Below are 11,970 nucleotides of genomic sequence, written 5' to 3' on the forward strand. Positions count from 1 at the left end.
ATACCTGTCATCTCTTGATGATTACTGCCTCCTTGATAACTCTGATAAATATCAGCTTAAAATGAAGTTGAAAACCTTGTAAGTGGGAAACAAAGGGAATCAGTAGTTCTGAAAACCGAGCTGCTTTGCCAATTGTGAAATTGTGAGAAAAAGGTTGACGAAAATATTAAAATTTGGTATCATATAAACACTGATAAAGAGGAGTTCGGCTCAGTTAGCGACTGAAGCGGGTTTTAAAGAACACAATGTTTTGTTACGACTATCCACGTCCTGCTGTTACTGTTGACATCGTGGTCTGTACAAGCGAACTCTCGGATGTGCTGTTAATCCAACGCAAACACGCACCGTTTGAAGGATGCTGGGCACTGCCAGGAGGTTTCATAGAGATGGAGGAAACGCTGGAGGCAGCGGCACTACGCGAGTTGGAAGAGGAAACCGGTGTCTCCGATGTAGTATTAACCGAAGTCGGTGCTTTCGGGGCACCATTTCGTGATCCGCGGGGACGTGTAATTACGATCGCCTACGCCGCTGTTCTCGAAAAGCCTACACTAAACATCAAAGCAGGCTCCGATGCATCAGCAGCTGCGTGGTTTCCGATTGCTTTTTTTGACGAAGGCTCTCAGTTAAGATCTGCTACTGAAAAACCGAAACTCGCGTTCGACCACGGCGAGATAATCCGAAAGGCACTAAAAAAATTAAAATGAAATACTACGGCTTAACGCTGAATCTGAAAGACGACTCAGCAATTATTGAAAAGTATAAAGCATATCATCAAGATGCCTGGCCCGAAGTCCTCCGGGCACTAAAAGCAGTTGGTATCACAAAAATGAATATCTATCTGTTAGGGCACCGCTTGTTTATGGCAATGGAAACGGTCGACGATTTCGATATAGAACGCGATTTTCCACGCTACCTTGAAGAGAACCCGAAGTGTAAAGCTTGGGATGAATTGATGCGAACCTTCCAAGAACCAGTGGAAGACGCGCAGCCAGACGAATGGTGGGCACGTATGGAGACTGTCTTTGAATTATAGCGCAAAAATGAACATACCGCCTTCAATGCCCACAACTTTTCTATCAATTGGTCACTTCTGTTATGATGTCTCGCCAAATGGATATATTCTCGGTGGCTCCGCCTCGTACTCGACGCTGACCGCTCGGAACCTCGGACACCACGCCCGAGCAGTTACAGCAGTAGGGGCAAACTTTGACCGACAAAACCCACTTTTGGAGGGGATAAAAACGGTCTATCATGAATCCCCTGAGACAACAATTTTCGATAACCAATATGACGCAAAAGGGCATAGACAGCAATTTATTTTAGGGAACGCACAACAACTAAAAGGGAGCCATATTCCGGCTGAATGGCGTACCAGCGATATAGCCTATTTGTGCCCTATTGCCGATGAGGTCTCCGCTGAAGTCGTCCACTGCTTCAGTGATAAAACGCTAATAGGTGCTACACCGCAAGGTTGGCTCCGGCAATGGGATGCCAGTGGCAAAGTTGAGGCAAAACGGTGGGAAACGGCGAAAAATATCTTACCTCATATTGATGTATTAATTCTGAGTGACGAGGACCTCCGCACCTACCCGGATGAATTAGAAAAATATATCGGATTAGCCCCGATTGTTGTACTAACACAGGGGGCGCGGGGCGCGACCCTTTTCCAAAATGGCACGGAACTTCGATCAGAGGCATACTCCGTCACGGAAGTAGATCCGACAGGGGCTGGCGATGTTTTTGCGACCGCCTTCTTAATCAACTATTATCAAAACCGATCGGTACAAAAGGCATTGAATTTTGCGCACTGTGTGGCATCTTTTGCTGTGGAAGGGGTTGGCACCTCTTGTATCCCAAAACTTGCACAAGTTATGTCAAGATTAAAGATATAAATGGTTTTGACCAACAACTCGCGCCTTAGCACAAATATTTGTAGACGAGTTGTTGATCAAAGTTGTCAGGAGCCGTTAAACCAAAACTTCTTTCACTGAAAACTTTAACCATCAACTCGTGCCTTAACATTTATATCGGAGGCGAGTTGATGGTTAAGACCGAAGACTATTACCAAAGAGAGAACTATGGCAATCACCTACGACTTCATCGTATACAGTAGTAGAACATCAGCAATGAATTGGATCCTCGGAATGAAGGCTATTCAGGGGGAAGTACCGTTAGATATTGTCATACCAAACGAGCAAACGTCATCAGACCCTGAAAATCCAGAAATAGTCGGTGTTTTAACGAACGAAGGGTTAGAACGCGAGAGCACCGATGGATTGGAACTTTATTGGTATCTTAGGCAATTAAATCCAAAGAAAAATGAAACATTCGGCTACAATGAAGTAGCGATTCGCAATATTCACAACATGCTGAGCAACTTGCGAGTTAATGAAGAGATACGGGTGCAAATCACATACAACGAACGGAAAGAACCCTATCCCCAGTTCTCGTATCACATTAAGTTAATCGGTATTTTTCCGAGCCAAGATGCTGCAGGAACGACTCACAAACCAGATGAAATTCCAGATGAAATTGCTACATCTTCTCCTCCAGCTTCTCCAGAAAAGAACACACAACCTCAGGAACAAAAAGATCGCGGTCAGCCTGAGCAAACTATTTATAAAACAACGAACACTTTAGAAAAATTAATCACTTTTACGCAAAACCTTCAAAAAGAGTTGACCCAGACCCAGCAAGAACTCGCAGTAATGGTAGATAAGGTACAACGACTGGAAGACGAGCAGCAACAGTTCAACGCAGTTCAAGACCTAATTCAAGACATTCTCGATCAACTCACCCGTTTGGAAGGCTTTAACGCACGCATTAAAGGGCTTGAGGCAGGCCAAGAGCAATTTCAAGATCTTCAGGAAAGCTTGCAGAAATTCCTTACAGCACTGAATCAGCAGACCCAAACATTGCTTCACGAACAGAAAAAATAAAAATTTTAGTAGATGAATAAACCTTTTGAAAAACGCGTGAACAGACAATTTCGCTCGGCACCGGCACCAAAAAAGGAGAATCTGTTATGATGAAATTAGGGACTATGTCTCTGAATGTGAGAAATACGACTGCTACCGCTTTTGCACAAATCGTGTATGATCTCGGTTTTGATGTCATTGAGCTGCATTCAAGCGCGTTTGAATCCACCGATGCTGATTACCTACGAGACTTGAAAAAAGATTTGGCGCGAAAAGGGTTACCCTTGGGTTACATTGGTGTCAGCAACAATTTCGGACGTCCTGTTGCCGAACACCCAGAACAGATCGCACTTATCAAGCAATGGATTGACGTTGCCTCTTTTATGAGCTGCCCACTCGTTCGAGTCTTCGCTGCCTACGTTCCTGAGGACTGCGAAGATGAAGAGACTTTGTGGCCACCGATGATTGAAGCCTTCAAAGAGGTTGCTGAGTACGGACATGAAGCAGGGATCCTCGTCGGGCTTCAGAATCACAACCACAACAACGTTACACGTGATGGTGCTGCCGTTTTGCGTGCTTTGAACGGAACGGATCATCCGTATTTCACACATATTTTGGATACAGGGCAGTACGCCGGTTCACCCGGAGCAAGTGGACATCGAGGCTCTTCACACCCAGGCTACGACTGCTATGCAAGCATTGAACAGACAGCACCCTACGCCATCTATGTCCGCACCAAGTTTTATCAGATTGATAGCGGCGTGGAGGAATGGTTAGATTATCCTCGTGTTTTAGAGATCCTACGAGGGGTTGGTTATAACGGATGCCTTTCGGTTGTTTATGAAGGTGAATCTGACCCGATTGAATCAATGCGAAAGGCGAGAAGTTATCTGGAATCGTTGCTGTAAGCGTCCTACAGCATAGAGGGAGCGAAGAAATGAAAACGCGTGCTGCTGTTATGTATGAACATAACCAACCGGTCGTCGTTGAGGAACTTGAGTTAGACGAACCGAAGGCAAACGAAGTTCTCGTTCGGACTGCGGCGAGCGGTGTCTGCCATTCCGATCTATCGGTAGTTACTGGCACTATATATTACGATGCCGCTGTCGTACTTGGTCACGAAGGTGCTGGCATCATTGAACATGTTGGGAAGGATGTAACCGGTTTTCATCCCGGCGACCACGTGATTCTATCTTTCGTCAGTTATTGCGGGAGTTGTCGAATGTGCCAGATGGAGCGGGTCTGTCTCTGCGAAACTTACGACGTACCACGCGGGTTCCAATTGGACGGTACATATCGTCTTTATAACAAGTCAGGCGATGGCATCCTCCAGATGGCACGGATTGCGACAATGTCGGAATATATGGTCGTTCCACAGCAAAACCTTGTAAAGATCGACACGCATTACTCTTTAGAGAAGGCAGCACTCGTAGGTTGTGGGGTAACAACAGGCGTTGGGGCAGTACTCAATACAGCAAAGGTAGAACCCGGCAGCACCGTAGCGGTTATCGGCACCGGCGGTGTCGGTTTGAACGCAATTCAAGGTGCCGTGCTTGCACAAGCAGAACGGATTATCGCCGTTGATATAACAGAAAAGAAGCTCAATTTCGCTAAAGGTTTTGGTGCTACGGATGTCGTCAATGCCGCTGAGGGTGATCCAGTTGAGGCTGTCCGTGAGCTAACAAACGGTCTGGGTGTAGATTACGCCTTTGAGGTCATTGGGAATCCGAAGACGATTGTGCAAGCATACGATATGGTCCGACCCGCTGGGAGTGCTGTTATCGTAGGGATGGCACATCATGAATCCGAGTTTAGTATCCCGGCACAACGTTTCGTCTCAAGTGAAAAACGGTTAATCGGTTCATTCTACGGTTCATGCCAACCGCGGGTGGATATGCCAAAACTGCTCAGTCTTTACGAGGAAGGCACCTTAAAACTGGATGAACTCATCACACGGCAGTATCGCCTTGAGCAGATTAACGAGGCATTTGCAGACATGGAAGCCGGGGAAAACGCACGCGGGGTTATTCTTTTCAATTAGTCATCAGTCATCCGCAACCCAGACCGAAAACTGATATGAAGTCCATACACACCACCGTCCGAGATCAGTTTAGCCAGCATGCCGACTACTACGCGCAAAGCAGCGCACACGCCAAAGGCGACACCTTAGACGTTATCCTCGAATTTGCTGACCCTAAAGGCACAGAACGGACGCTGGACATTGCGACAGGGACGGGTTTCACAGCGTTTACGCTCGCTCCAAAGGTCTCGCACGTAGTCGCCACAGACCTGACCCCAGAAATGGTCGCGAAGGCAGCTGAGTTGGCAGAGGAACAGGCGATAGAGAATGTTGCGTTTTCGGTTGCTGCCGCGGAATCTCTGCCGTTTACCACGGCTTCGTTAGATTTAGTGACCTGTCGGATTGCACCGCATCATTTTCAAGATGTCCCGAAATTTCTGCGCGAGGTACATCGAGTTCTACGAACAGATGGACTTTTTTGCCTTGTAGACTCTGTCTCGCCTGAATCGGAAAAATTAATAGTGTGGCAGAACCGCGTAGAGGCACTCCGAGATAACTCACACGTGTACGGTCGCCCACCATCGCAGTGGGATGCGATGATTGCGGATGCCGGATTTTCCATCGAAAAGACAGCACACGTCCGAAATGCACAGATGTCGTTTCTGTGGTGGGTACGTCCAGAACAAAACCCACCGGAGTTGGTACAAGAAATTCGTGATGCGTTCTCGCAGCTCTCGCCTGATGAGGCCCGAGAGCATTACACAGTTGAACCCGCCGGCGATGATTTCTATTTTTCCTGGCCCATGTACGCCGTTAAAGCGAGGCGGATATCCTAAAATTAGAAAGTCTGGGTCAAGCGCACCATTGACAAACGCCCGATTTCGGGAGATCCAATAAATTGCTGGTGTCTACGATTCAGGAGGTTTTGGACCGTCAACGAGAGGCGCGGTCTGGGACCGACGGGTATTTCATAGCCAGCGTTTAAATCAATCGTATAATACGATTCAATATCACCGATATAAACACCCGATCTCACAGGGAAGCCTGCCACAAAACGCGTTCGGAGTCCTATGCCTAATCCGAGATCCGCGTTAAAGTATTGAATACTCGCCCCGAATTTATTTTTTGGCGCGTTGAGTGCGATGTCCCCAAGTCCTTCAACATCCTCAAAAAGGTCCTTGCTGACGAACGAATAGTTTGCCCCGAAACTCAAACTCGGATTGAGATAATAGGTAAACGACACATCCAACCCGTTGAGCGAAATGTCCCCATAGTTACGATAGGTGAGCATGACCGCGTTCGGGTCTGATGCTTGTTCTGGGGTGACCGTGCCGAACGGAATGAAAGCTGCCCCATTGTTGTCGGTACCTGCTATAAACAACCTGACCAACTCCTCAACCGGTGAACCGTCGCCGTTCCCGCCTTGTTCAGGCGCGTCAAACGCGAGCACGGCTTGGCTAAGCACTGCATTTTTCGGATCGGCTAACGCTGCTGTGATCTGTGCGCCGAGCGAGGCACTTAATGTTTCGGCATCTAAGAACACATTCGGTGTCTCAACGACCAGGGGCCCGACGAAATCGTTAATGCGTGAATGATAGACATCGACCGAGAAAGCCAACTTATTCACGAGAATCCCTTTGTATCCGACTTCATACGTTTGTGTAATCGTTGGTTTCAGCGCATCAACATCATTGACATCTTCAACGTCAATAAAGTTACCTGCCTCTGGGTCGAGCGAGCGGAGAACATTTTTGACACCGTCTACCTGTGTCGGGATGAGTGCCTCAAATCCGGCGGAGAGGTCGGTTACCAGGGATGCAGCGAGTTCTTCTAAGACAGGGGCTGGCAGTCCTTGAATCACTTGTGGTACCAACCCTTGAACCACTTCCGCCGGCAGTGCAGCAATCGCCCCGGGTTCCTGCAATGTTGGGGGCAGGAGTTGAACCACTTCCGCCGGTAGCTCAGAGACTATCCCTTGGATTGTCACCGGAGATTGGGCTTGAAGGAGGGCTGGAAGTGCCTCAGCAGTGAAGGTCTGCTTTAGGTTCGCTTCAAAAACCGGTTGAACGCCACTCAGGACAGCACTGCGCCCGACACCCCACATAACGTTGGTAAAACTCGGATCGTCAAGCGGTATGTAAACGTCCACTGGACGCGCTGCCACCGGTGAGAAGACCGAGCGAAACTCTGGTCGTCCGTTGGCACTTCTCTTAAAGGTGAACCCCGTATCGGCGTTCACGCCTTCTGCCCTTACATCAATAGCCGGACTGAAGCCTAATGCTGGTTGAAAGTTTGCCCCCAACTGAAATGCATCTTTTGCCGACAAAATATCAAGAAACAGGTTTGAAGTGGTTGGCGTATTGAAGGCACGGTTATAAGTTACTCTCAAATTATGGTCGTCGTTGGGTTGATAGGCAAGCGCGACACGTGGGGAGAGGACCATATCCTCAAGTTGATTGTGGTCATCAATTCGCCCAGCAGCAATGAACTTTAACTGCGAAAGGATTTTTGTCTCTGACTGCAAATAGACACCTATCTCATTGATATTGTCATCGTCCTCGTTGCGGCCGTTAATTGACCCTTCCGTATCCGGACGGGTCAGTAATAGATCTGCACCGTAAGTAAAGCGTTGCCGATCACCAAAGTTGTAACCGTGCTGAATTTGTCCGACATACAAATCAGAATTGTCTATGGTTGGTTGACCTGTTCGCAGAATATAGGTATCTCCTGCATTGCTACGATTCCAAAAGGCTTGTGCAAAGAGGTCTTTGTAAATGAATCGCCCTTGGAGGTAACCATAAGTCCAGTCCTTCGCTTGACCAGCACCAATACCTGTTAGTTCAATACCAGTGGCTTGTGTGAAACCACTGGCAAGAATTGTGGTCATGTCCTCACTTGGACTATAATCAACGCGAAACTCACCACTGGCTTTGTAAGTATCAAATATCGGTTCTCCAGGACCTTCAACATCTTCTTTTGCGCGCCCCTCTTCCCAATCGTTTCCTCGAAAATAATTTCCTGAAAACTTATAACCGATTGTTTCGTTGACAACGCCAGCGTGTCGCACGGAACCCATGAGTATACTCCGTTCACCGCCGCCAACGCTAATGGTCGTTCCTTGGGAGGTGAAGGGTGAGCGAGTGATGATGTGCATCACACCGTTGGCACTGTTCGGACCGTAGAGTGCCGCGCCAGGACCAGAGACGATTTCAATCTGCTCAATATCTTCGTTTATCGTCGGAATGAAGTTGTAACTATTGACCCGCAGCGAAGGCACACTCGCAATGCGATTGTCAACGAGCGACAAAAGTGAACCCGAAAAAACGTTGTTGAAGCCACGGACAACAACATACGATGCCCCAAGTCCAGCGGTCACGACATCTACCGCACGTACCGATTTTAAGTGCTCCGTAACACTTGGTGAGACTCGGTCTTTTATTTCCGAATCCCCAACAAGTGCAACGGATGCCGGTGCTTCAAGCACCTTTTCTCGACGACGCGATGCCGTAACGGAAATCTGTTCAAGTTGGATAGCCGCTGAAGAGAGTGCAACTTCTAAAGGTTTTGTTTCATCGTCAGCAAGCGCGATGTCTGACACGACTGCATCGGTATAACCGGGAGACGATGCAGTAATCGTATAGACCCCAGCAGCCAAGTCTGAAATTTCAAGTGTGCCGGTTGCATCGCTGGTCCCTGTAGCAACAGTGCTGTCCTCGGATGTGATGGTAATAGAAACATCGTTTAGTTCGTTGCCAGTTCGGGTATCCGTCACCGTAATGTTCAAAGTGGCGGCTTGCACCGACATTACAGCAACAACCAAAATAGTGAATGAAGCCAATAATAAAATACCAGATCGATTTAGTGATTCCATTATAACTATCCTTTATGTTTAGGAAATGTAGTGATCGCCGCCCCAACAGACAAAACGTAAAAAGCCGAATGATTCTGTAGGAGCGATCTCTATAGGAAACCTTCAATATCAGCAGGCGTAGGGAGTGCTGGAATTACACCAACCTTCTGCGTTGCCAATGCGCCTGCGGCATTCGCATATCGCATGATAGGATCCAGTTGATCTTTTTCAAGCGCGGTAAGATCCATATACTGCCTTAATTGTGTGAGCATGGCAGCGACGAAGGCATCTCCCGCCCCCAATGTATCCACCACGTTAACGATGAATCCATCAACAAAACCTTCAGCAAAACCGTTTGTATAATAACATCCACGCTCCCCTAATGTAACAACGAGCAATTTCACACCGAGTCCAAGGATGCGTTTAATGCCTTGTTCCAAATCTGCATCACCTGTAACAAATTCCCATTCCTCTTCTGAAATTTTGACGACATCCGCGTAGGGCATCGCCTGCCAGATCCAACGTTTAGCATCGGTGGCATTGTCCCAAAGCATCAAGCGTAGATTTGGGTCGTAGGAGAGGCGGGCACCGCCTGCTCTTGCTGACTGGATCGCGTGGAGTGTCGCTTCCCGACTCGGCAGATGGCTGAGACTAACAGAACCGTAGTGGAATAGTTCTGCTGATTGAACATAGTCAATGTTAATTTCGTTAGGAGAGAGTTGGATGTCGGCACCCGGGTGTCGATAGAAGGTGATGTCTTTCATGCCGTCGGAGCGTGTGGCGACGAACGCTAAGGTCGTCCGAGACCCTTCGCCTGAAATGAGGTAATCGGTATTAACACTGTTCTGTTGAAGCGTCTCGCGCAGGAAATCGCCGAACGCATCCGCGCCCACTTTACCAATAAATCCGGCATCCACACCGAGCTTGGCTAAGCCAACGGCAACATTGGCGGGGGCACCGCCGGGTGCTTTGACAAATCCTGGAGCTTCAGCGAGTGTCACATCAGGCGTTGTGGAAACAAAGTCTATAAGGAGTTCACCAATACATAAAGCTTTTGGCATAGAGGATTGCTCCTTCAAAACGTTGTACGCAAGTCTTGTGCTTGTCCTGTCTCTGCGGATCGGTACCCTGCATCAAAAATTTCTATGACGTGCCGCGCATGCTCCGCCGTGACAATTGTCGGTTTATCCTCGCGGATCCAATCCACAAGCTGCATAATATCCTCATAGACGTGTGATTCCTGAATATTACGATGCGGTCCCACGACGTGCGGTAACTCCCTTTTCGGTGCGTCAATCGGTTCTCCGTTAAGGGTGCTGCCTTCGATTGCGCCAGCCGTCCCGTGAATTGCCAATCCACCCTTGATCCCATGTCCTGCCGCGGCACCATAGATAAAACCGAAGAAGGCATCGCCGAAGTCAAGGAGAATAAAGGTGTTATCGTCCATATCACAAGGGAGCATCTCGCCTCGGAATTCACGTTCCTTGACGCGAACACCAGAGAACGCTGTTACACGCTTCACGGGTCCAAGAATACCGGTCATTGTGTGCAGACCGTAGACGGTCATATCATAGAGCGGACCACCGCCCGGTTTGCGGAAGTACCATGCAGGGTTGATATTCGAGAGTAGATCGTCGCCGTGCCGAACCGATTCGTTTTCGTGATACCGTCCGAAAGCGGAACCCGTCGCTGCCCATGTCAACGTTCCGATGGCACCTTCATTGATGAGCCTGCGGATCTCTTGATGAATCGGGCGGAGCATCTGTCCGGGAGAAGCCACTAACTTCACGCCTTTACGTGCCGCCGATTCAATAAGGTCGTCCGCCTCATCAACGGTGGTTGTCATCGTCTTGTTGAAATGGGCGTGTAAACCGTGCTCAATCGCAAGTTTTCCTTGTTCATAATGCAAGCCGATGGGTGATGCGATGCTAACAGCGTCTACATGTCCGTCCGCCAAGAGTTCGTCGTAGGTCTGATATGCATACGGAACGTTGAATTTTTCAGATGCCGCTTGTGCCCTACCGGGGACCGGGTCACAGACAGCGGTTACCTCTAATCTATCTTGGACATCATCTTGGGTGAGATGCGGAAGGATGCCACGCACTGAGATACTTCCTACACCGATGACACCGATGCGTACTCTGTCATTGGTTGCCATGATATTTCCTCCAATAGTAGGGGCGAGGTAACCTCTCCCCTACGATTACCGCCACGATGTTTCGTGTTGCCACCCGACAGCGTTTTTGAGTTTATCACAATTGATAAATGATTGATGTCCCTGAAGCGTTCTGACTTTTGGAAGGAACTCAGGTTTAAAACGCTCCACCAATTCTTGAGAAGGCTCTAATGCGGACGTATCATCTGCGTTGAGAAAATAGACATCGTGCGGTGGTAGCGTGTCTCCCTTTTCCATGATTAAGCGATGCGCGCTCGCGACATCTTCACTACCTACCCAACACCAGAGCCACGGTGTCCAAGCGGTTGTCGCTTTGGCATTCTCTGCCATCTGTTTTCGTCGTTCTTCCGGACTGATACCGGCGGGACGTGTAATGTATGTTCGGATGCCGTACGCACGGGTATAACTCGCTAACAGGTCCTCGCCACAGCGTTTAGAAAAACTATAGGAATCTTCAGGGTAACAAGGGTGCTCTTCATCTATCGGCAGATAGTCTATCGGAATATGGGTTTTGCTGATCCGAAAGCCGTGTCCCAATGCGCAATTACTACCGGACATTACGACTGTTTGGACATCTGCTTCAATCGCGGCTTGCATGAGGTAGTAGGTGCCGAGCATATTCGTTTTGAAGGTCGCATCGAACGGGATGCCTCTCTCTTCAGCACCTGCACGTAAGTCTGGATGATCGACGGGCCCCGGTTGTGCCCCGAGGTGCTGGATTGCGTCCACGTCTTCAACGGCGCGCTGGCAGTCCTCAAAGCTGTTCAGGTCGCCCTGAATAAAAGGTAAGCGTGAGAATTCATCAGGCGGTGTTCTGCGTGACATTAGCACGAGTGAGTGTTCTGCTGCTAATTCTCGGATTACAAATTCGCCGAGTCTACCGCTCGCGCCGGTTATCAATACTTTCATATAGAGCCTTTCATTAATTGAGTTGACAGGTCCCGGAATGTTCTTTATTATATCTTATAGATTATCTGGAAGTTTATTCGCCAACATTATAGCAGTG

The 11,970-nt window shown here is 48.5% G+C and carries 11 protein-coding genes; 7 read left to right on the forward strand and 4 right to left on the reverse strand.

Going from position 1 to position 11,970, the window contains the following annotated elements; all coding sequences use genetic code 11:
* Positions 1-245: 245 nt before the first annotated feature.
* The 7 genes from OXH39_03900 to OXH39_03930 all read left to right on the forward strand — a co-directional run bounded on the left by OXH39_03900 (position 246) and on the right by OXH39_03930 (position 5,774).
* The gene (locus OXH39_03900; protein ID MCY3549579.1) at positions 246-704 is read left to right on the forward strand and encodes an NUDIX hydrolase; all 459 of its coding nucleotides are present in this window, start codon (positions 246-248) and stop codon (positions 702-704) included.
* Complete coding sequence (locus OXH39_03905; protein MCY3549580.1) at positions 701-1,033, forward strand: L-rhamnose mutarotase; 333 nt, start codon at positions 701-703, stop codon at positions 1,031-1,033. Before OXH39_03900 ends, OXH39_03905 begins: the two co-directional genes overlap by 4 nt.
* The gene (locus OXH39_03910) at positions 1,023-1,892 is read left to right on the forward strand and encodes a PfkB family carbohydrate kinase (GenBank protein MCY3549581.1); all 870 of its coding nucleotides are present in this window, start codon (positions 1,023-1,025) and stop codon (positions 1,890-1,892) included. Before OXH39_03905 ends, OXH39_03910 begins: the two co-directional genes overlap by 11 nt.
* A gap of 186 nt (positions 1,893-2,078) precedes the next feature.
* Positions 2,079-2,939 (forward strand): hypothetical protein, encoded by an 861-nt coding sequence (locus tag OXH39_03915; protein ID MCY3549582.1) that lies wholly within the window; start codon positions 2,079-2,081, stop codon positions 2,937-2,939.
* A gap of 86 nt (positions 2,940-3,025) precedes the next feature.
* Positions 3,026-3,826, forward strand: coding sequence for a TIM barrel protein (locus OXH39_03920; protein ID MCY3549583.1), 801 nt, complete (start codon positions 3,026-3,028; stop codon positions 3,824-3,826).
* Positions 3,827-3,855: 29 nt separating this feature from the next.
* Positions 3,856-4,959, forward strand: a complete 1,104-nt coding sequence (locus OXH39_03925) for a Zn-dependent alcohol dehydrogenase (GenBank protein MCY3549584.1) — start codon at positions 3,856-3,858, stop codon at positions 4,957-4,959.
* Positions 4,960-4,994: 35 nt separating this feature from the next.
* Entirely contained in the window at positions 4,995-5,774 is a 780-nt protein-coding gene (locus OXH39_03930; GenBank protein MCY3549585.1) for a methyltransferase domain-containing protein, read from the forward strand.
* A 2-nt stretch (positions 5,775-5,776) separates the two neighbouring features.
* Here OXH39_03930 and OXH39_03935 read toward each other — a convergent pair whose 3' ends face one another.
* The 4 genes from OXH39_03935 to OXH39_03950 all read right to left on the reverse strand — a co-directional run bounded on the left by OXH39_03935 (position 5,777) and on the right by OXH39_03950 (position 11,873).
* A complete protein-coding gene (locus OXH39_03935) occupies positions 5,777-8,809 on the reverse strand; it encodes a TonB-dependent receptor (GenBank protein MCY3549586.1) in 3,033 nt (1,010 codons plus the stop codon).
* An 89-nt stretch (positions 8,810-8,898) separates the two neighbouring features.
* Positions 8,899-9,849, reverse strand: coding sequence for a PfkB family carbohydrate kinase (locus OXH39_03940; GenBank protein ID MCY3549587.1), 951 nt, complete (start codon positions 9,847-9,849; stop codon positions 8,899-8,901).
* A gap of 14 nt (positions 9,850-9,863) precedes the next feature.
* Positions 9,864-10,946: a Gfo/Idh/MocA family oxidoreductase gene (locus OXH39_03945; protein ID MCY3549588.1), complete on the reverse strand. Its 1,083-nt coding sequence runs from the start codon at positions 10,944-10,946 to the stop codon at positions 9,864-9,866.
* A 45-nt stretch (positions 10,947-10,991) separates the two neighbouring features.
* Complete coding sequence (locus OXH39_03950) at positions 10,992-11,873, reverse strand: NAD(P)-dependent oxidoreductase (protein ID MCY3549589.1); 882 nt, start codon at positions 11,871-11,873, stop codon at positions 10,992-10,994.
* Between the last annotated feature and the right edge of the window lie 97 nt (positions 11,874-11,970).

This window comes from Candidatus Poribacteria bacterium (assembly GCA_026702755.1).
Lineage (GTDB): Bacteria > Poribacteria > WGA-4E > WGA-4E > WGA-3G > WGA-3G.

Excerpts from the sequence above, each read along its gene's own strand:
- OXH39_03920 (MCY3549583.1), top strand. The coding sequence starts at position 3,026 with ATGATGAAATTAGGGACTATGTCTCTGAATGTGAGAAATACGACTGCT.
- OXH39_03940 (MCY3549587.1), bottom strand. The coding sequence starts at position 9,849 with ATGCCAAAAGCTTTATGTATTGGTGAACTCCTTATAGACTTTGTTTCC.
- OXH39_03935 (MCY3549586.1), bottom strand. The coding sequence starts at position 8,809 with ATGGAATCACTAAATCGATCTGGTATTTTATTATTGGCTTCATTCACT.
- OXH39_03930 (MCY3549585.1), top strand. The coding sequence starts at position 4,995 with ATGAAGTCCATACACACCACCGTCCGAGATCAGTTTAGCCAGCATGCC.
- OXH39_03900 (MCY3549579.1), top strand. The coding sequence starts at position 246 with ATGTTTTGTTACGACTATCCACGTCCTGCTGTTACTGTTGACATCGTG.
- OXH39_03950 (MCY3549589.1), bottom strand. The coding sequence starts at position 11,873 with ATGAAAGTATTGATAACCGGCGCGAGCGGTAGACTCGGCGAATTTGTA.
- OXH39_03925 (MCY3549584.1), top strand. The coding sequence starts at position 3,856 with ATGAAAACGCGTGCTGCTGTTATGTATGAACATAACCAACCGGTCGTC.
- OXH39_03945 (MCY3549588.1), bottom strand. The coding sequence starts at position 10,946 with ATGGCAACCAATGACAGAGTACGCATCGGTGTCATCGGTGTAGGAAGT.
- OXH39_03905 (MCY3549580.1), top strand. The coding sequence starts at position 701 with ATGAAATACTACGGCTTAACGCTGAATCTGAAAGACGACTCAGCAATT.
- OXH39_03915 (MCY3549582.1), top strand. The coding sequence starts at position 2,079 with ATGGCAATCACCTACGACTTCATCGTATACAGTAGTAGAACATCAGCA.